Below are 19,369 nucleotides of genomic sequence, written 5' to 3' on the forward strand. Positions count from 1 at the left end.
CAGGTTCAGGCGCCGACGGCCGGCGCGGGCAAGGTGACGCCACGCTGCACCGCCGGCCGGGCGGCGACGCGTTCGTGCCACGCGCTCAAATGGGCGTGGGCGCTGAAATCGAAGCCGACGATGCGGGCGATATGGGTCCAGCCGAAGTGCGCGATATCGGCAATCGAATAGTCTTCGCCCGCGACATGGGAATGCCGCGCCAGCTGCCCGTCGAGCACGCCGAACGCGGCGTCGCACAGGCCGCGGTAGCGTTCGATCGCCTCGGGCTGCGGGGTGGCGGAGAAAATCTCGAAGTGCACGCGCTGGCCGATGATGGGACCGACGCTGGCCGCATGAAACATCAGCCACTGGATCGCTTGCCAGCGCGCCTGGGGATCGATCGGCAACAACCGACGCGTCTTGTCGGCCAGGTACAGCAGGATCGCCGCCGACTCGAACAGGGTGATGCCGGTGGCATGATCCACCAGCACCGGGATGCGGCCGTGCGGATTGAGCCGCAGGAAAGCCGGCCGCCGGTTTTCCCCCGCGTCGATATGCACGTGCCTGAGGGTATAGGGCAGGCCCAGTTCCTCCAGCGCGATGGTGATCTTGAAACCATTGGGGGAGCTGTCGGTATACAGGTCGATCATGGCTGTGCCCCGACCTGGACAGGCTGCCGGACACGGGTTGCAGGGGTCATCAAAGCGATCCTCTCGGTTTAGTTTTCGTGGCGTCGGAAATTCAAACCGACCGCGCCATGATGGCAACAAGCTCCTATAATCAGAAGCGATGATTTCTGCCCTCATGCTTTAGAAAAACTAAACTCGATGTCCTCCGTCCCGCTTCAGACCCTGCGCACCTTCGTCGAAGTCAGCCAACGCGGCAGCATCAAGGCCGCGGCCCAGGCGCTGCACGTCACCCCGGGCGCGATCAGCCAGCAGATCCGCCTGCTGGAAGACCGCGTCGGCCTGGCGCTGTTCACCCGCGAACGCCAGGGCCTGCGCCTGACGCCGGCCGGCGCCACACTGCATCCCGCCCTGTTGCAGGCCTTCGCGCAGATCGACCAGGCCATGGCGGCGCTGGAGGCCAGCAAGGGGCAACACACGCTGACCATCAGCACGGTCGCCACCTTCGCCGCCTCGTGGCTAGTGCCGCGGCTGGGCGCGTTCAAGCAATTGCATCCGGGAATCGAGATCCGCGTGGAGGCGACCTCGGCATTGACCGACCTGCGCCGCGACCGGGTCGATGTCGCCCTGCGCCACGGCCTGGGCGACTACCCGGGACTGGAAAGCGTGCGCCTGATGGCGCCGGTGCTGGTGCCCGTGGCCAGTCCGCAACTGGTACCGCCGGGCGCGATCCGCGAACCCGCCGACTGCCTGGATTACCCGCTATTGCATGACTCGGACCGCGCCGACTGGCCGCTGTGGCTGGCGGCCAGCGGCGTGGCGGCGGATGCGCGCGCCGAACGCGGCAATGCCTTCGAGGATGACTTCCTGCTGATCCGCGCGGCGGAATCCGGCCAGGGGCTGGCCCTGGTGCCGCAGCAGTACGCGCAGCAGGAGATCGCCGCCGGCCGGCTGGCGCAGGTGCTGGACAAGCCGTGGCCGGCGCGATTCGCCTACTACGCCGTCACCGTGCCGGGCGCGGCCGAACGGCCGGAAGTCAGGGCCTTCCTGGATTGGATCATCGACGCCGCGGCGGGCACGGCCTGAAGGCTGTCGGGCATAAAAAAACGCCAGCGAAAGCTGGCGTTTTTCTCCTGGCGCGGATGCGCCGCTCAACGGTGGGCGGAAATCACAGGATGCTGGCGGCGGCCGGCGTCCATGTCGTGCAGCACTTCACCGATGGCGCCGCCGAACCGGCGCATGCGCAGCTTGAGCCGGCGCCAGCCCGAGCGCGAGAACGGCCCGGACAGGGTTTCCGCCTTGATGGCCTCGCGGATCAAGGACTGCTCCAGCGCATCCGACATGCGGGCATTTTTCAACGCGGTATCGCTCATGATTCTCTCCTTGAGAAAGCGCGATGGGGAACAACACGAATTCATCTTAGATCCGTGGTTGCTGCGTTGCAATAAAAATGCCTAGCATTATTTTCGGCGTTGCGAAATGGGTACAAACACCACCACATCGGTGCATCCGGCACCGTATCCGGCACCATTATTGTGCATCGCAACAATCAACGGCGGCCGAGATGAGCGTCGATCATCATGTCCGCCATGTCCGCCACCCGGCCGGCCGGCCCGCCCTCGCCGAACAACTGGCTCGACACGAAGGCGCCTTCGATCAGGAGCAGCAAGCCGTCGCCCAGGGCCTGGGCATCGGGCGCGCCCATTTCGGCCGCCATCGCGGTCAGGCGCCGGCGCAGCTCCAGCTTGTGCGCGACGGCGACTTCCCGCGCCGGGTGGCCGGCCTCCGGATACTCGACCGCCGCGTTGGTCAGGCCGCAGCCCCGATAGCCGCTTTGCACCGCCCGCACGCTCAGGCCCGACAGGTAGGCGCGCAGTTGCGCCTGCGGGTCGCCCGGGTGGGCATCGCAGGCGGCGTTGAAACGCGCCCAAAATTCGGCGTCGTAGTCGCGCAGATAGGCCGCCGCCAGCTCGTCCTTGGACGAGAAGCTGCGATACAGGCTGGGCTTGGTGACGCCGGCCTGGTTGACGATGGCGTCCACCCCCACCGCGCGGATGCCGTCGCGGTAGAACATCTCGCGCGCCGTCTGGCGGATGCGGTCGGCCGCCAGGGGCGGCTTGGCGGTGGGTGTGGCGGCAGATTTGGCGTCGTTGCCGCCCGCGGGGGATTTGCTGGCCATTCGAAAACTCCTTGCTGAGACCGGTCGTCATACGCCGGCAGCCCTGAAAACCGGCCGTCAGAAAATATCGCTTGACGGCGTTACTGACCGGTACGTACCATTCGCAAACCCAATTACGTACCGGTCAGTAACATGAGTATAGCCCACCCTCCCATCCCCTTCCGCCGCGCGGGACAGAAGTACGCTTTCGTGGTCGTCGGCGTGATCTTCCTGGCGCTCCTGGTCTCGGCCGGCCTGCGCGCATCTCCCAGCGTGCTGCTGGTGCCGCTGGAGCAAAGCTTTGGCTGGAATCGCAGCACCACTTCGTTCTCGGCCGCCGTCGGCATCTTCCTGTATGGACTGGTGGGGCCGTTCGCGGCGGCCGCGATGGAACGCTTCGGCGTGCGCCGCGTGCTGATCGCGGCGCTCTCGGTGATGTCCCTCTCGACCGCCGCCAGCGCCTACATGACCCAGCCGTGGCACCTGCTGCTGACCTGGGGCGTGTTCTCCGGCGTCGGCTCGGGCGCGGTCGCCGTGGTCATGGGCGCCACGGTGGTCAACCGCTGGTTCACGAAGCATCGCGGCCTGATGATGGGCTTGCTGACCGCCAGCACCGCCACCGGCACGCTGATCTTCCTGCCCATCCTCGCGGCGCTGGCGTCGTCCGGCGACTGGACCCGGGTGGTCTGGACCGTGGCGGGCGCCGCCGCCGCGCTGGTGCCGGTGGCCTGGTGGCTGGTGCCCGACCGCCCCGCCAGCGTCGGCCTGGTTCCTTTCGGCAGCGACCCGCATGAACCGCCCGCGCCCGCCACGCCGCGCACCGGCATGATCGCCGCCACCTTCGGCGCCCTGTCCCGCGCCGCCCGCACCCGCACCTTCTGGTTCCTGTTCGCCACCTTCTTCATCTGCGGCTTCACCACCAATGGGCTGGTCGGCACGCACCTGATCGCGCTGTGCGGCGACCATGGCATGCCCGAAGTGCAGGCGGCGGGGCTGCTGGCGATCATGGGCATCTTCGACCTGTTCGGCACCACCGCCTCCGGCTGGCTGACCGACCGCTACGATCCGCGCAAGCTGCTGTTCGTCTACTACGGGCTGCGCGGCCTGGCGCTGATCTATCTGCCCTATTCCGACTTCTCGTTCTACGGCCTGGCGATCTTCGCGGTGTTCTTCGGCCTGGACTGGATCGCCACCGTGCCGCCCACGCTGCGCCTGGCCACTGAAGCCTTCGGCGATCGCGAGGCGCCCATCGTGTTCGGCTGGATCGTCGCCGGCCACCAGTTGGGCGCGGCCAGCGCGGCCTGGATGGCGGGCGTGGTGCGCGAGTCGCAAGGCAGCTACCTGATGGCCTTCGTCGCGGCCGGCGCCACCGGTCTCATCGCCGCCGTCATCGCCCTGCTGATCGGGCGCGAGCGGGTCGTGGCGCAACCCGCGTAGCACGCCAGCGCGGCACAAAAAAAAGCCCGGCCTGGCGGCCGGGCTTTTCTCATGTGGCAAGCGGAACGCGGCTACGCCTCTTCCACTTCCCCCAGGTACGCGGCGCGCACCTTGGGATCGTGCAGCATGTCGGCAGCAGGACCCGACAAGGTAATCTCGCCGGATTCCATCACGTAGCCGCGGTGGCTGTTCTCCAGCGCCAGGCGCGCGTTCTGCTCGATCAAGAGGATCGTGACGCCTTCGCTGGCGATGGTGCGCACCACCTCGAAGACCTTCTCGACCATCAGCGGCGCCAGCCCCATCGAGGGTTCGTCCAGCAACAGCAGCTTCGGACGCGCGATCATCGCGCGGCCCATGGCCACCATCTGCTGCTCGCCACCCGAGAGCGTGCCCGCCGCCTGCTTGCGGCGTTCGGCCAGGCGCGGGAACAGCGTGAACACACGGTCGGTGTCCTGCCGCACCTGCGCGGCATCGCGCCGGATGTAGGCGCCCATCGCCAGGTTTTCCTCGATGGTGAGCTGGCCGAAGATGCCGCGTCCCTCGGGCACCATCACCAGGCCCTGGCGCACCAGCTCGTGCGACTTCTGGCCGCCGATGGACTGGCCGCCGTAGACCACTTCGCCGCCGGCCAGCGGCACCAGGCCGCAGATGGCGCGCAGCGTCGTGCTCTTGCCAGCGCCGTTGGCGCCGATCAGGCACACCAGTTCGCCTTCGTCCACGCGCAGGTCGATGCCGCGCACCGCGCGGATGCCGCCGTACGCGACCTGCAGGCCGCGCAGTTCCAGTAGGGGTTTGCTTGCCGTCGTCATGCCGGGCGCTCCTGATGAATCAGCGGATCCTGGGCGGCGCCCGCGCCCAGATACGCTTCAATGACCTTGGGGTCGCGCTGCACCTGGGCGGGTTTGCCCATGGCCAGCACCTTGCCGTATTCCAGCACCAGCACGCGATCGCACAGGCCCATGACCAGCTTCATGTCGTGCTCGATCAGCAGCACCGTGACGCCGTCGTCGCGGATCTTCTCGATCAGCTTGCGCAGCACCACGGTTTCCGAGGCGTTCATGCCGGCGGCCGGTTCGTCCAGCGCCAGCAGCTTGGGATCGGTGGCCAAGGCGCGCGCGATTTCCAGGCGGCGCTGGTCGCCATAGGGCAGCGAACGCGCCACGTCGTTGGCGCGGTGGCCGATGCCGACGTAGTCCAGCAGCTCCTGGGCGCGGGCCTCGATGGCGGCTTCCTCGGCGCGCGTGCCGCGGGTGCGGAACACCGCGCCCAGCACGCCGGCGCGGGTGCGCATGTGGCGGCCGATCATGACGTTCTCGATCGCGCTCAGGTTGGCGAACAGGCGGATGTTCTGGAAGGTCCGCGCCAGACCCGCGTGCGCCACCTCGTGCGGTTTCTTGCCCGACATCGAGGCGCCGTTGAAGGTGCAGCTGCCGTCTTCCGGGATGTACAGGCCCGTAAGCACGTTGAACAGCGTGGTCTTGCCGGCGCCGTTGGGGCCGATCAGGCCGTAGATCTCGCCCTGCTCGATGTCGAAACTGACGTCCGACAGGGCCTGCAGGCCGCCGAAGCGTTTGCCCAGTCCCTGGGCTTGCAGCAGTTTGCTCATGCCGCGCCTCCCTGCGTCTTGGTGGCCAGCTCGCGCTTGCGCACGGCCGACGGCCACAGGCCGGCGGGACGGAACAGCATCACGCACACCATCGCCAGGCCGAACAGCAGCATGCGGATGCCCTCGGGATCCAGCACCACCGCGCCGAACACCATCTGCTGCACCGGCTCGACCACGGCGCGCAGGAATTCCGGCAATGCGGCCAGGATCAACGCGCCCAGGATCACGCCCGGGATGTGGCCCATGCCGCCCAGCACCACCATGCACAGGATGGAAATGGATTCCATCAGCGAGAAGCTCTCGGGGCTGACGAAACCCTGCATCGACGCGAACAGCGCGCCCGCCACGCCGCCGAACGAGGCGCCCATGGCGAAGGCCAGCAGCTTGATGTTGCGGGTGTTGATGCCCATGGCCTTGGCGGCGATCTCGTCTTCGCGGATGGCTTCCCAGGCGCGGCCGATGCGCGAGTTCTGCAGGCGCACGCACACCAGGATGATGATCAGCGTCAGCGCCAGCAGCAGGTAGTAGTACTTCTCCGGCCCGGTCACGCGGATGCCCAGCAGGCTCTCGGTGCGGCCAAAGGCGAACTCGCCCACCTTGAAGGTATCGATGCGGTTGATGCCCTGCGGGCCGTTGGTGATGTTGACCGGCGCGTTCAGGTTGTTAAGGAAGATGCGGATGATCTCGCCGAAGCCCAGCGTCACGATGGCCAGGTAGTCGCCGCGCAATTTCAGCGTCGGCGCCCCCAGCAGCACCCCGAACAGGCACGCCACCGCCAGCGCGATCGGCAGGATCGCCCAGAACGGCAGGTGCAGCCCGAAGTGCGGCGAAGCCAGCAGCGCCCAGGTGTAGGCGCCCACCGCGTAGAACGCGATGTAGCCCAGGTCCAGCAGGCCGGCAAAGCCCACCACGATGTTCAGGCCCAGCGACAGCATCACGTACAGCAGCGCGAAGTTCAGGATGCGGACCCAGCTCTGGCCGGCCATGCCGATCACGAACGGCAGCACCGCCAGCACGATGCCGATCAGCGCGATGCCGACCAGGTTGCGGGTCGACAGCCCGCTGTTTTTCAGGGTGGTGCTCATGCGCGGTCCCCCACACGCTCGCCCAGCAGGCCGGACGGACGGAAAATCAGCACCAGCACCAGCACGAAGAACGCGAACACGTCCTGGTAGTGGCTGCCCAGGAAGCCGCCGGTCAGGTCGCCGATGTAGCCGGCGCCCAGCGATTCGATGATGCCCAGCAACAGGCCGCCCGCCATGGCGCCGACCAGGTTGCCGATGCCGCCCAGCACCGCGGCCGTGAAGGCCTTCAGGCCCAGCATGAAGCCCATGGTGTACTGCGACACGCCGTAGTAGGTGGCGACCATCATGCCGGCCACCGCGGCCAGCGCCGAGCCGATCAGGAACGCCGCCGAGATCACGGTGTTGATGTTCACGCCCATCAGGCCAGCCACTTCGCGGTTCTGCGCGGTGGCGCGCATGGCGGTGCCCAGGCGCGTCTTGTGCACCACGGCCAGCAGCCCGCCCATGATGAGCGCGGCGATCGCAACGATGGCGATCTGCAGCGTGCTCATGCGCGCGCCGAAGATCTCGAACACCTGCGGCGTCAGCACCTGCGGGAAGTTCAGATAGTTGCGGCCCCAGCCCATCATCGCCACGTTCTGCAGGATGATGGACACGCCGATGGCGGTGATCAGGGCGGCCAGGCGCGGCGCGCGGCGCAGCGGCCGGTAGGCCACGCGCTCGGCGGTCCAGCCCACGGCCATGCACAGCGGCACGGACACCAGCAGGCCCAGGCCCAGCACCATGAAGGCGGACGCGGACGGGTCGCCGCCGACCAGCGAGATGGCGATCGTGGTGGCCGCCATCGCGCCGATCATGACGACGTCGCCATGCGCGAAGTTGATCAGCCCGATGATGCCGTACACCATGGTGTAGCCAAGGGCGACCAGGGCGTACACGCTGCCGAGCGTGACGCCGTTAATCAGTTGTTGAATGAAGATATCCATAGGGGCCGTGGAAATAAGCCTGGAAAAATCGCGCGAGGATCGGATGCGGCGCGGCCCCCGGGGGCCGCCTTCGCGCAAATCGCCGCCGCGCCGGGCGGCGCGCGCGGGGTCAATCAAGATGGCCAGGCGCGGCGGCGCCGCGTCCTGGCCGGGTCAGGCAGCCTTAGTTGGCCTGGCTGACCATCGTTTCAACCATCTCCCACTTGCCATTCTTGACTTCGTAGATGGTGACCGAGATTTCCTTCAGGTCACCGTTCTTGTCGTAGGCGATGTGCTCGCTGGTGGCGCCCTTGCGGTTCAGCTTGGCCAGTTCCGGCAGGTACTTCTCGGGCTTGGCCGAACCGGCAGCTTCGATCGCCGCGATCATGTTCCAGGCGCCGTCATAGGCGTACGGCGCGTAGACGCCGGGGGCCTTCTTGAAGCGGGCCTGGTAGCGCTGCTCGAAGTCCTTGCCCGCGGCCATCTTGTCCAGCGGCACGCCGGCCAGCGAGGCGTAGGTGCCGTCGGCGGCGTCGCCGGCCAGCTTGATGAAGGTGTCGCTGCGGGTCATTTCACCCGAGACCAGCGGCGCCTTCAGGCCGAGCGTGGCCAACTGGCGCTTCATCGGGCCGGACTGCGCGTCCAGGCCGCCGTAGAAGATGGCGTCGGGCGCCGAGCCCTTGATGTTGGTCAGGATGGCCGTGAAGTCGTTGGCCTTGTCGGTCGTGTACTCGCGGCGCACCACCTGGCCGCCGGCGGCCTTGACGGCCTTCTCGACCTCGTCGGCCAGGCCCTGGCCGTAGGCGGTGCGGTCGTCGATGATGGCGACCTTCTTGGCCTTCAGGCTCTGCACCATGAACTTGCCGACCGCGGCGCCCTGCTGGGTGTCGCTGGTCATCATGCGGAAGGTGGTTTCGTAGCCCTGCTTGGTGTACTCGGGCGAGGTCGCCATGGCGATCTGCGGCAGGCCGGCTTCGTGGTAGACGCGCGAAGCGGGAATCGTGGTGCCCGAGTTGAAGTGGCCCAGGATGCCGACGACGTTCTCGTCGACCAGCTGCTGCGCCACCTGCACGCCGACGCGCGGGTCGGCCTGGTCGTCGCGCGACACCAGCACGAACTTGGCGGGCTGGCCGTCGACCTTCACGCCCTTCTTGTTGGCTTCTTCCAGCGCCAGGTTCAGGCCGTTCTGCATGTCCTCGCCATAGTGCGACTGGGGACCGGTCAGGGGCGCGGCAAAGCCGAACTTGACGTCGGCGGCCTGCGCGGCGGCGGCCATGCCGACGGCGGCGATGCTGGCGGCGACAAGCTTCAAAGTGGTGCGAAACTTCATTGGAATCCTCCGGTATGTCGGATGTGGCTTTGTTATACCTGGGCTTTTGGGCCAGGTGATCTATTTGAGTGCGATTGCCGGGTTGCCACAATCGAACTTCAGGTGCGACCGGATTTTGCTTCCAGTGCAACCTCGCTAGATATTGGAGATAACCCTTGGTTTCCCAAGGGTTACCCCTCGGTCACGCTCAGCCGATGGTCATGAGGCTGGCGTTGCCGCCGGCCGCGGCCGTATTGACGCTGATGGAACGTTCGGTAAGCAGGCGTTCCGGCACATACGCGGCGCCGGCCGCCAACGCGTCCGAGGTCAGCCCATGCACCGCCAGGATCGCGCCCGGACGCTGCGCGATGCGCTGGTTCAGGGCGCGCAGCGTGTCGCCGTCGCCCTCGAACAGCACCGCGTGGTAGTCGGCCTGGTCGACCTCGGCATCGGCCAGGATACCCGCCTGACCCTGCTGCTCGGCATCCAGCGTGGCCAGCAGCGCGTGCGCCGCCGGCGTGTCGGCGAACCACGCGTGGTTGCCCGTCAGGCGCGCCGCGGCCCACTGGGCGCGCGCGCCGGCCTCGGTGGCCGCCACGCAGTAGACCGCGCCGCGCGGTTCCACCATATAGGTGTTGGTCTCGCCCGTGGGACCCGGCAGCGCGATGCGCTGCGGCAGCGGCGCCGCCGCGTCCAGCGCCGGCGGCAGGCCCTCGGGCCGCGTGCCCAGCAGGCGGTACATATACAGCGGGCCCCCGGCCTTGGGGCCGGTGCCCGACAGGCACTCGCCGCCGAAGGGCTGCACCCCGACCACCGCGCCGACGATGTTGCGGTTGACGTAGACGTTGCCGGCATGGACCTGGCCGGTCACGTGGGCAATGGTTTCGTCGATGCGGGTGTGCACGCCGAAGGTCAGGCCGTAGCCGGTGCCATTGATGGCGTCCAGCAACGCGTCCAACTCATCGCGGGCGTAGCGCACCACATGCAGCACCGGGCCGAACACTTCGCGCGTCAGTTCGCTGATGTGGTCGATCTCGATGATGGTGGGCGCCACGAAGGTGCCGTGGCGGCATTCGCCGTTCAGCTCGACCTGGTCCACCCGGTGGCCGGCCGTGCGCATCGCGTCGATGTGGCGCTGGATGCCGTTGCGCGCCTCGGTGTCGATGACCGGGCCGACGTCGACCGACAGGCGGTCCGGGTTGCCCACGCTCAGTTCGCGCATCGCGCCGCGCAGCATGGTCAGCACGTGATCGGCGTTGTCTTCCTGCACGCACAGCACGCGCAGCGCGGAACAGCGCTGGCCGGCCGAATCGAAGGCCGAGCTGAGCACGTCGAATACCACCTGCTCGGACAGCGCCGACGAATCCACCACCATGGCGTTCTGGCCGCCGGTCTCGGCGATCAGCGGAATGGTATGGCCGTCGTCGTCCAGCCGATCGGCCAGCGTGCGCGCGATGATGCGCGCCACGTCGGTCGAGCCGGTGAACATCACGCCACGCACGCCGGGGCTGGCCACCAGTTGCGCGCCCACGGTCTCGCCACGGCCGGGCAACAGTTGCACCGCGCCCGCCGGCACGCCGGCGGCGCGCAGGATCGCCACCGCCTGCGCCGCGATCAGCGGCGTCTGCTCGGCGGGCTTGGCCAGCACGGTGTTGCCGGCGGCCAGCGCGGCCGCGACCTGGCCGGTGAAGATGGCCAGCGGGAAATTCCAGGGGCTGATGCACAGCACCGTGCCCAGCGGGCGGTGCGTGTCGTTGCTGAATTCGCGGTCGGCCTGGTCGGCGTAGTAGCGCAGGAAGTCCACCGCCTCGCGCACTTCGGCGATGGCGTTGGGCAGCGACTTGCCGGCCTCGCGCACGATCAGGCCCAGCAGGGTCTGCATCTGCTCTTCCAGCAGTTGCGCGGCGCGGCGCAGGCATTGCGCGCGCTCGGCCACCGGGGTCGACTGCCAGATGGGCGCGGCATTGGCCGCGGCGCGCAGGGCGGCCTCGGCTTCTTCGCCATTGGCCTCGATGACATGGCCGACCACGTCGCGCAGGTTGGCGGGGTTGCGCACCTCGATGGCGCGCGCCGCGTCCCAGGCGCCGTCGCCCTCGCCCAGCATGGGCGCGGCGCGCCAGGGCGTGGCGGCGCTGGTCAGCAGCGCGGCCGACAGCGAGCCCAGGCGGTGTTCGTTGCTCAGGTCCAGGCCGGCGGAGTTGGCGCGCGCGCCCTGTTGCGGATTGCCGTAGAGCTCGCGCGGCAACGGAATCTTCTCGTGCGGCGCGCCCAGCGGCACGATGCGCGAGGCGGCCTCGACCGGGTCGGCCACCAGGGTCTCGACCGGAATGCTCTCGTCGCCGATCAGATTGACGAACGAGGTATTGGCGCCGTTTTCCAGCAGGCGGCGCACCAGGTAGGCCAGCAGCGTTTCGTGCGTGCCGACCGGGGCGTAGATGCGGCACGGACGGTTCAGCTTGCCCTGCGCCAGCGGCCCGACCACCTCGTCATACAGCGGTTCGCCCATGCCGTGCAGGCATTGGAATTCATACTGGCCCGGGTAGTAGTTCTGGCCGGCCAGCTGGTAGATCGCCGACAGCGTGTAGGCGTTGTGGGTGGCGAACTGCGGATACACGGCTTCCGGCGCGCCCAGCAGCTTGCGGGCGCAGGCCAGGTAGGCCACGTCGGTGTAGACCTTGCGGGTGTAGACCGGATAGCCCTCCAGGCCGTCGACCTGGGCGCGCTTGATCTCGCTGTCCCAGTAGGCGCCCTTGACCAGGCGCACCATCACGCGATGACGGCTGCGGCGCGCCAGGTCGATGACGTAGTCGATGACGAACGGCGCGCGCTTCTGGTAGGCCTGGATCACGAAGCCGATGCCATTCCAGCCTTCCAGCTCGGGCGTGAAGCACAGCGCCTCCAGCAGATCCAGCGAGATTTCCAGGCGGTCGGCTTCTTCGGCATCGATGTTCAGGCCGATGTCGTAGCTGCGCGCCAGGATGGTCAGCGCCTTCACGCGCGGCAGCAGCTCGGCCATGACGCGTTCGCGCTGGGCGCGCGAATAGCGCGGATGCAGCGCCGACAGCTTGATGGAGATGCCGGGGCCTTCGTAGATGCCGCGGCCGGCGGCGGCCTTGCCGATGGCGTGGATGGCCTGCTCGTACGAAGCGTAATAGCGCTCGGCGTCCTCGGCCGTGGTGGCCGCTTCGCCCAGCATGTCGTACGAATAGCGGAAGCCGCGGCCTTCCATCTTGCGGTTGTTGGCCAGCGCCTCGGAAATGGTCTGGCCCGACACGAACTGCTCGCCCATCATGCGCATGGCGATGTTCACGCCCTTGCGTACCAGCGGCTCGCCGCCCTTGCCGATCAGGCGCGTCAGCGCCTTGGACAGCGACTGCTCGCTGCTCACGGCCACCAGCTTGCCGGTGATCATCAGGCCCCAGGTGGCGGCGTTGACGAACAGCGACTGCGAACCGCCCATGTGCGATTTCCAGTCGCCGCGCGAGACCTTGTCGCGGATCAGCGCATCGCGCGTGGCGCGGTCGGGAATGCGCAGCAGCGCCTCGGCCAGGCACATCAGCGCCACGCCCTCCTGGCTGGACAGCGAGAATTCCTGGATCAGTCCCTCGACGCCGCCGCCGCTGCGCTTGCCGCGCAGCTTCTTGACCAGATCGCTGGCCATGGCATGCACTTTTTCCAGGTTCGGCATCCGAGCCTGGCCCAGCAACAGCGGCACGCACTCGGGCTCGGGCCGGCGATAGGCCGCCGTGATGGCCGCGCGCAACACCGATTGCGGCTGCACGTCCTGGCCGAACTCGTAGAACGGCGGCGTGGCGGCGGCCTGGTGCTCACCGCCGTCTTCATCGCCTCCCTCGTCGCCGCCCAGGTGGGACATCTCGGCCGGCAGATGGCCACGCTCGATCTTGTCCAGGTAGGCGAGAATCGCCTGCTTGTGCAGCCAGTGCGGCGTGCAATTGAGTTTTTGCGCGGCGGCCTTCAGGCGGTCGCGCAGCGCGTCATCGACCTTGACGCCGAGGGTGGTGCTGGCCATAAGAGATTGCTTCCTGTCGCATGGCAGAGGTCACACCGGGCACGCGAAAGGGGCCCGGCATCGGTAGGACCGTATGCTAGTCAGGTTGCAACCGGGTTTGTATTAAGGTTAACCCTAGAGGTTAACCGATTGAGATCACGGCAGGTTTTGGCACCCTGCCCGTCCCCGTTTATGACTTGTCCGCATCGGGTAGCGGCGAGCAGCCCAGCATCTGTACCGCGCCACCGCTGTCCGGGGTCTGCCCGCGCATGGCGGACGCCATGGCGCCCGCCAGCGCGGCCACCGCGCGCTGCTGCGCGGCGACCAGCGCCGGTATGCCGGCCTGCGTCACGGTTTCGGTGACGACGCTGCGGCACAGCAGACCCTGGCCCTTGAGGTTTACCGGCCGCACCCGCCAGGTTGCGTCCAGTTGCGCCATGCTGCCCGACACCAGGTCAAACCGCTGCACGTCGGTCTGGACCCGCCACACCGGCGCGGCCGGGCCGGGCTTGACCACCTGCACGTCCAGCGCGCCCAGGTCGTGCTTGAGCGCGTCGGAGAGCGCGCCGCGAATCTCGTCACCCAAGGGCGAACTCCAGCGCTCGGAATACATCGCCGCCACGCTGCCGTCGCCCGTGCGCACCATCAATTGCGGCTGATCCGCCTGCGACGCGACGTTGACACCCTGCACTTCCAGCAGGAACGGCGCGGCTGCGCGGGGCACGGCCGGGGGCTTCGGCGCCGGCCCTTGCAGCGTGTAGTAATGCACGGGCGGCGATGAGGCGCAGGCGGCCAGCAGCAGCGGCAGGGCCAGCAACGCCAGGCCGCGGCCAAACGCGCCGGAACGGGAAGTCGGGAGGGGGCGGAAACGGAGTCGGGTCATGGGTTCAGTTCCTGACGGGGCCGGCGCCGGGGATCGGGTCCTGGCCGCGGCCGCGCAGCAGCGATTCGGGATTCGATTGCAGGAAGTCGGCCAGCGCCCGCAGCGAACGGGCGGCGCGGCTCAATTCCTGCATGGCCTTCTCGGCGTTGACCGGCAGCGAGGCATCCGAGGCCAGGAGCGCATTGAGGTTGGCCATGGAGTCGCGCGCCTGCCTGAGCACGCCCTGGGCCTCGGGCGCGACCTGCTTGTCCAGGCGGTTCATCAACTTGGAGGTGCTGGCCAGCGTGGTGCGCAGGTCCTCGCCGATCTTGTCGAACGGAATCTTGTCGATCTTGGCGACGATATTGCTGACCTGCTGCTGCAACTGATCGAGCTGGCCCGGCACGGTCGGGATCATGGCCGGCGTGGTCATCTTGAATTCCACCGGCTTGACGTTGGGGAACTCGTCCAGCACCACGTACAGCTGACCGGTCAGCAGGTTGGCGGTGCGCAACTGGGCGCGCAGGCCATGCTTGATCATGATGCCCAGCAGGCGTCCGCCGGCCTCGTCGCCGTCCTTGATGGCGTGCTCGCGCACCTCGTCGTAGACCCGGCCCAGGCGTTCCGGATACAGCGTGGCGTCCACCAGCGCGAAGAAACGCTTGCTGACGGGATCGAAATCCATGTTGATCTGGGTGACGTTGCCCAGCGTGATGCCCGAGAAGTCGATCGCCGCGCCCACCGCCAGGCCGCGGATCGACTGATCAAAGCGCATGCGGATCGGGAAGGCTTCGCCGTCCGGGTTGGCCTTGGCCGCCGCCTCGGTGGCATACAGCTCGAAGTGCGTATCGGCCGCCGCCGGGGTGTTGGCATCGCGCGCGCTGTAGACCGGCTCGAACGCCACGCCGCCCACCGCCATCGACACCAGCGACTGGGTACGCACCTTCAGGCCTTCGGCGTTGACGCTGAAGTCCACGCCGCTGGCATTCCAGAAACGGGTGCCATTGGTCACGAACTTGTCGTTGGGCGCGTCGACGAATACCTCGACATTGACGGCGTTGCCGGTCTTGTCGAGTTCGTAGCCGATCACGCGGCCCACGTTGATGCGACGGAAATACACCGGCGAACCGATGTCCAGCGACCCCAGGTCCGCCGCCTTGAGCTTGAAGCGCTTGCCGGCGCGGTCATGCGTCACGGCGGGCGGCGTTTCCAGGCCGACGAAATGCAGCTTGGTCGCCTTCTTGGACGAGTCCTTGCCCTCGACTGCATCGACGCCGATGTAGGCGCCGGACAACAAGGTGCCCAGGCCCGACACGCCGCTGACGTCCAGGCGCGGGCGCACCACCCAGAAGTTGGTGCCCTCGCGCGCCAGATCGGCCACATCCTTGGACAGCTCGGCCTGCACCACAACCTTGCTGCGATCGGCGTTGAAACCGATGGACCTGACGGTACCGACGTTCACGTCCTTGTAGCGCAGCTGGGTCTTGCCGACTTCCAGCCCCTCGGCCGTATTGAATTCGATCGACAGGTCGGGGCCGGCCTGCATCCAGGTGCGCACCACCAGCGACAGGCCCATCAGCGCCGCGACGACGGGCACCAGCCAGATCCATGAAATCCGGCTCTTGCGCTTGCGCGAGATCGTGGGTGACGCGTACTTCCCTTCACCAGATCCAGGTGCTTGGTCGGACATCGGTTTTTCCTTTTCTTCTTGAACAACGCCAGGCGGCAGACAGCGCCGCGCCGGACTCAGCCCGCTTCCACGCCAGCGGACGCCGGGCGCCGGCCCGCTGCCGGCTCCGTGGCGTCCAACTCACTCACCGCTTCCAGGTCCCAACTGCGGCGCAGGTCGAAGCTCATGGCCGACAGCATGGTCAGGATGACCACCACGCCGAAGGCCGCGGCGCCCGCGCCGGCACTGATTTCCATCAGGCCCTGGAAATCGGCCAGGGCCGCCAGCAGGATCACGACGAACACGTCCAGCATCGACCATTGGCCGATGAATTCGACCATCTGGTACAGCCGCGTGCGCGGGCGCAGGTTGGTGGTGCTGCGCCACTGCTCGGTCAACAATAACAGGATCAGCGCCAGCAACTTGGTCAGCGGCACCGCCACGCTGGCGATGAAGACGATCAGCGCGATGTCCCAGGAGCCCATGTCCCACAGTTCCACCACGCCGCCCAGGATGGTGTGGGCGCTGTCGCCCAGCACCGAACTGACTTTCATCACCGGCAGCACGTTGGCGGGAATATAGAACACCACGGCCGCCAGCAACAGGGCCCAGGTGCGATTCAGGTGATCGGGCTTGCGGTAATGGACCACAGCGTGGCAACGCACGCAGTGGTGTTCTTCCTCGGGATCGGCGTCGCGCGGCACGGCCTGCACCTGGCCACAGACATGACAGCCTGTCAGCACCACGTCGGGGCCGGCCTCGGGCACATGCACCGGCACCACCCCGTCGCTTTCGGCGTAGCGCCACAGCACGTGCGGCGTCAGGCGGCCCAGCATGGTCAGGAAGATAGTGAGCACGCCGAAGGCGAACAGGCCGACGCCGGGCGAAACGGCCGCCATGCCGGCCAGCTTGACCACCGCCACCAGCACGCCGAGCAGGAACACCGGCACCATGCACCATGGCCGCAACAGGCCCAGCAATCGCATCGCGCCCCGGAACGCCGCCGGCTCGACGCCGCGCGACAGCGGGCCCAGCACCCACAGCAACACCGCCAGCTGCACCAGCGGCAGCACGAAGCCCGCCAGCCCGGTCATGACGGCCACGGTGTAATGCCCCTGGCGCCAGGTGATGTCGATGGCATCGAGCAGCGAGGCCTGCTGCACCATGCCCTGCACCGACATTGAGGCGACCGGATAGGCATTGGCCACGCCGAAGATGATCAGCGCGGCGATGGCAAGCGCCAGCCAATTGGACAAAGTAAGCCCGCTGTAGCGCCACAGGGTGGCACCGCAGCGGGCGCAATTGGCGGTCTCGCCAGGTTCGAGCTGATGTCGGCGATAGATGCTTGCGCAGTGCTCGCACTCGATCAGCGGCTGGCTCTCCGCGGTCGTCATAGGCCTATTCGACGAGCTCGACTTCCTGCTTGTCCGGGGCGGCCGACGGCGGCTTGCCGTGGTCGTCGAAGTCCAGCGTGACCTTGCCGGCCTCGTCCAGGTCCACCGTGACGGTGCCGCCATCGACCAGCTTGCCGAACAGCAGCTCGTCGGCCAGCGCGCGCCGGATGGTGTCCTGGATCAGGCGCTGCATCGGCCTGGCGCCCATCAGCGGGTCGAAGCCTTCCTTGGCCAGGTGCTCGCGCAGGGCCGTGGTGAACACGGCTTCGACGCGGCGCTCGTGCAACTGGTCTTCGAGCTGCATCAGGAACTTGTCGACCACGCGCAGGATGATCTCGCGATCCAGCGGCGCGAACGGGATGATCGCATCCAGCCGGTTGCGGAACTCGGGCGTGAACATGCGGCGGATTTCCGCCATTTCGTCGCCCACCACACGCGAATTGGCGAAGCCGATGGACGGACGGTTCAAGGTCTCGGCGCCCGCGTTGGTCGTCATGATGAGGATGACGTTGCGGAAGTCCGCCTTGCGGCCGTTGTTGTCCGTCAGCGTGCCATGGTCCATGACCTGCAGCAGGATATTGAAGACGTCCGGGTGGGCCTTTTCGATTTCATCGAGCAGCAGCACGCAATGCGGCTGCTTGGTGATGGCCTCGGTCAGCAAGCCCCCCTGGTCGAAACCGACGTATCCCGGCGGCGCGCCGATCAGGCGCGACACCGCATGGCGTTCCATGTACTCGGACATGTCGAAGCGCAGCAGCTCCACGCCCAGCGTGAAGGCCAGCTGGCGCGCGACTTCGGTCTTGCCGACGCCGGTGGGGCCGGAGAACAGGAAGGCGCCGATCGGCTTTTCCGGCTTGCCCAGGCCCGAGCGCGCCATCTTGATGGCGGCGGACAAGGCCTCGATGGCGTTGTCCTGGCCGAACACGACGGTCTTGAGGTCGCGGTCGAGCGTGGCGAGCTTGCTGCGGTCGTCGTTGGAAACCGACTGCGGCGGAATACGCGCGATCTTGGAAACGATGTTCTCGATGTCGACCTTGCCGATCACCTTCTTCTGGCGCGAACGCGGCAACAGGCGCTGCGCGGCGCCGGCCTCGTCGATCACGTCGATGGCCTTGTCCGGCAGGTGGCGGTCGTTGATGAAACGCGCCGACAGCTCGGCGGCGGCGGACAGCGCCGCGGCCGAGTAGCGCACGTTGTGGTGTTCCTCGAAGCGGCTCTTCAGGCCGCGCAGGATCTGCACGGTCTGCTCGACGCTGGGCTCGGCCACGTCGATCTTCTGGAAGCGGCGCGACAGCGCGTGGTCTTTCTCGAAGACCCCGCGGTATTCCGTATACGTGGTGGCGCCGATGCACTTGAGCTGACCCGAGGACAGGGCCGGCTTGAGCAGGTTGGACGCGTCCAGCGTGCCGCCCGACGCCGAGCCGGCGCCGATCAGCGTGTGGATTTCGTCGATGAACAGGATGGCGTCGGGATTGCCGCGGATCTGCTTGAGCACGCCCTTCAGGCGTTGCTCGAAATCGCCGCGGTACTTGGTGCCCGCCAGCAGCGCGCCCATGTCCAGCGCGAACACTTGGGCCGCCTGCAGGATCTCGGGGACCTCGCCGCGCGTGATGCGCCAGGCCAGGCCCTCGGCGATCGCGGTCTTGCCCACGCCGGCCTCGCCGACCAGCAGCGGGTTGTTCTTGCGGCGGCGGCACAACACCTGGATCACGCGTTCGACTTCGTGCTCGCGCCCGATCAGCGGATCGATGCGCCCGGCCAACGCCGCGGCGTTCAGGTCGGTCGCATACTGGTCCAGCGGCGACTGGCGCGATTCGCCCTGTTCTTCACCATTGGTTTGCTGCTCTTTCTGCACGGCGGCGGACTCCACCTGTGGCTGTTTGGTAATGCCATGCGACAGGAAATTCACCACGTCCAGCCGCGTCACGCCCTGCTGTTGCAGGTAGTACACGGCGTGCGAATCCTTTTCGCCGAAAATGGCCACGAGCACGTTCGCGCCGGTGACCGGCTTCTTGCCGGTGCCGCCCGCGGACACGTGCATGATCGCGCGCTGGATGACGCGCTGGAAACCCAGCGTGGGCTGGGTGTCGACTTCCGCGCCGCTGGGGATCACCGGCGTGTTTTCCGAAACGAACTGACGCAGGTTGCGGCGCAGGTCATCCAGGTTGGCGGCGCAGGCGCGCAACACTTCGACGGCGGAAGCGTTATCGAGCAGCGCGAGCAACAGGTGCTCGACGGTAATAAATTCGTGCCGGGCCGAACGGGCCTCGACAAAAGCCATATGCAGGCTGACTTCAAGCTCTTGGGAAATCACGCTTCCTCCGTAACGC

General features: G+C 67.4%; 15 protein-coding genes. 2 read left to right on the plus strand and 13 right to left on the minus strand.

Annotated elements, in window-relative coordinates; genetic code table 11:
* Positions 1-5: 5 nt before the first annotated feature.
* On the minus strand, positions 6-629 hold the full coding sequence (locus AC6CR5_RS09585) for a glutathione S-transferase family protein (protein ID WP_047991194.1): 624 nt from the start codon (positions 627-629) through the stop codon (positions 6-8).
* Positions 630-806: 177 nt separating this feature from the next.
* Here AC6CR5_RS09585 and AC6CR5_RS09590 point away from each other — a divergent pair, with 177 nt between their 5' ends.
* On the plus strand, positions 807-1,691 hold the full coding sequence (locus AC6CR5_RS09590; RefSeq protein ID WP_047991195.1) for a LysR substrate-binding domain-containing protein: 885 nt from the start codon (positions 807-809) through the stop codon (positions 1,689-1,691).
* 65 nt (positions 1,692-1,756) lie between these two features.
* On the opposite strand, the gene AC6CR5_RS09595 is transcribed toward AC6CR5_RS09590, so the two are convergent.
* Both AC6CR5_RS09595 and AC6CR5_RS09600 read right to left on the minus strand, forming a co-directional pair.
* Positions 1,757-1,978, minus strand: a complete 222-nt coding sequence (locus tag AC6CR5_RS09595; protein WP_006383972.1) for a hypothetical protein — start codon at positions 1,976-1,978, stop codon at positions 1,757-1,759.
* Positions 1,979-2,154: 176 nt separating this feature from the next.
* Complete coding sequence (locus AC6CR5_RS09600) at positions 2,155-2,784, minus strand: TetR/AcrR family transcriptional regulator (RefSeq protein ID WP_429942080.1); 630 nt, start codon at positions 2,782-2,784, stop codon at positions 2,155-2,157.
* A gap of 132 nt (positions 2,785-2,916) precedes the next feature.
* On the opposite strand from AC6CR5_RS09600, the gene AC6CR5_RS09605 reads away from it, so the two are divergent.
* A complete protein-coding gene (locus AC6CR5_RS09605) occupies positions 2,917-4,200 on the plus strand; it encodes an MFS transporter (RefSeq protein ID WP_026384476.1) in 1,284 nt (427 codons plus the stop codon).
* A 71-nt stretch (positions 4,201-4,271) separates the two neighbouring features.
* Here AC6CR5_RS09605 and AC6CR5_RS09610 read toward each other — a convergent pair whose 3' ends face one another.
* From AC6CR5_RS09610 to clpA, 10 genes are all read right to left on the minus strand, one after another.
* Positions 4,272-5,009, minus strand: a complete 738-nt coding sequence (locus AC6CR5_RS09610) for an ABC transporter ATP-binding protein (RefSeq protein ID WP_006383976.1) — start codon at positions 5,007-5,009, stop codon at positions 4,272-4,274.
* On the minus strand, positions 5,006-5,806 hold the full coding sequence (locus tag AC6CR5_RS09615) for an ABC transporter ATP-binding protein (protein ID WP_006383977.1): 801 nt from the start codon (positions 5,804-5,806) through the stop codon (positions 5,006-5,008). Before AC6CR5_RS09615 ends, AC6CR5_RS09610 begins: the two co-directional genes overlap by 4 nt.
* Complete coding sequence (locus tag AC6CR5_RS09620) at positions 5,803-6,891, minus strand: ABC transporter permease subunit (RefSeq protein WP_020928434.1); 1,089 nt, start codon at positions 6,889-6,891, stop codon at positions 5,803-5,805. The genes AC6CR5_RS09615 and AC6CR5_RS09620 overlap by 4 nt, the downstream gene beginning before the upstream one ends.
* A complete protein-coding gene (locus AC6CR5_RS09625) occupies positions 6,888-7,817 on the minus strand; it encodes a branched-chain amino acid ABC transporter permease (RefSeq protein ID WP_006383979.1) in 930 nt (309 codons plus the stop codon). The genes AC6CR5_RS09620 and AC6CR5_RS09625 overlap by 4 nt, the downstream gene beginning before the upstream one ends.
* 163 nt (positions 7,818-7,980) lie before the next feature.
* Positions 7,981-9,126, minus strand: coding sequence for a branched-chain amino acid ABC transporter substrate-binding protein (locus AC6CR5_RS09630; RefSeq protein ID WP_006383980.1), 1,146 nt, complete (start codon positions 9,124-9,126; stop codon positions 7,981-7,983).
* A gap of 187 nt (positions 9,127-9,313) precedes the next feature.
* Positions 9,314-13,135, minus strand: coding sequence for a trifunctional transcriptional regulator/proline dehydrogenase/L-glutamate gamma-semialdehyde dehydrogenase (putA, locus tag AC6CR5_RS09635; protein ID WP_498085568.1), 3,822 nt, complete (start codon positions 13,133-13,135; stop codon positions 9,314-9,316).
* Between the two features lie 169 nt (positions 13,136-13,304).
* Positions 13,305-13,997: a PqiC family protein gene (locus AC6CR5_RS09640; protein WP_150100706.1), complete on the minus strand. Its 693-nt coding sequence runs from the start codon at positions 13,995-13,997 to the stop codon at positions 13,305-13,307.
* 4 nt (positions 13,998-14,001) lie between these two features.
* Positions 14,002-15,666, minus strand: coding sequence for a PqiB family protein (locus AC6CR5_RS09645; protein ID WP_150100707.1), 1,665 nt, complete (start codon positions 15,664-15,666; stop codon positions 14,002-14,004).
* 56 nt (positions 15,667-15,722) lie between these two features.
* Positions 15,723-17,039 carry a paraquat-inducible protein A gene (locus AC6CR5_RS09650; protein WP_498085569.1) on the minus strand — a complete coding sequence of 439 codons (1,317 nt, stop codon included), beginning with the start codon at positions 17,037-17,039 and terminating at the stop codon, positions 15,723-15,725.
* 4 nt (positions 17,040-17,043) lie between these two features.
* The gene (clpA, locus tag AC6CR5_RS09655; protein ID WP_024069529.1) at positions 17,044-19,353 is read right to left on the minus strand and encodes an ATP-dependent Clp protease ATP-binding subunit ClpA; all 2,310 of its coding nucleotides are present in this window, start codon (positions 19,351-19,353) and stop codon (positions 17,044-17,046) included.
* Between the last annotated feature and the right edge of the window lie 16 nt (positions 19,354-19,369).

The organism is Achromobacter sp. EG18 (genome assembly GCF_059759395.1).

Coding starts and splice junctions, on each gene's coding strand:
- AC6CR5_RS09605 (WP_026384476.1), top strand. CDS start 2,917: ATGAGTATAGCCCACCCTCCCATCCCCTTCCGCCGCGCGGGACAGAAG.
- AC6CR5_RS09630 (WP_006383980.1), bottom strand. CDS start 9,126: ATGAAGTTTCGCACCACTTTGAAGCTTGTCGCCGCCAGCATCGCCGCC.
- AC6CR5_RS09610 (WP_006383976.1), bottom strand. CDS start 5,009: ATGACGACGGCAAGCAAACCCCTACTGGAACTGCGCGGCCTGCAGGTC.
- AC6CR5_RS09595 (WP_006383972.1), bottom strand. CDS start 1,978: ATGAGCGATACCGCGTTGAAAAATGCCCGCATGTCGGATGCGCTGGAG.
- AC6CR5_RS09625 (WP_006383979.1), bottom strand. CDS start 7,817: ATGGATATCTTCATTCAACAACTGATTAACGGCGTCACGCTCGGCAGC.
- AC6CR5_RS09585 (WP_047991194.1), bottom strand. CDS start 629: ATGATCGACCTGTATACCGACAGCTCCCCCAATGGTTTCAAGATCACC.
- AC6CR5_RS09645 (WP_150100707.1), bottom strand. CDS start 15,666: ATGTCCGACCAAGCACCTGGATCTGGTGAAGGGAAGTACGCGTCACCC.
- AC6CR5_RS09650 (WP_498085569.1), bottom strand. CDS start 17,039: ATGACGACCGCGGAGAGCCAGCCGCTGATCGAGTGCGAGCACTGCGCA.
- putA (WP_498085568.1), bottom strand. CDS start 13,135: ATGGCCAGCACCACCCTCGGCGTCAAGGTCGATGACGCGCTGCGCGAC.
- AC6CR5_RS09620 (WP_020928434.1), bottom strand. CDS start 6,891: ATGAGCACCACCCTGAAAAACAGCGGGCTGTCGACCCGCAACCTGGTC.
- AC6CR5_RS09600 (WP_429942080.1), bottom strand. CDS start 2,784: ATGGCCAGCAAATCCCCCGCGGGCGGCAACGACGCCAAATCTGCCGCC.
- AC6CR5_RS09590 (WP_047991195.1), top strand. CDS start 807: ATGTCCTCCGTCCCGCTTCAGACCCTGCGCACCTTCGTCGAAGTCAGC.
- AC6CR5_RS09640 (WP_150100706.1), bottom strand. CDS start 13,997: ATGACCCGACTCCGTTTCCGCCCCCTCCCGACTTCCCGTTCCGGCGCG.
- AC6CR5_RS09615 (WP_006383977.1), bottom strand. CDS start 5,806: ATGAGCAAACTGCTGCAAGCCCAGGGACTGGGCAAACGCTTCGGCGGC.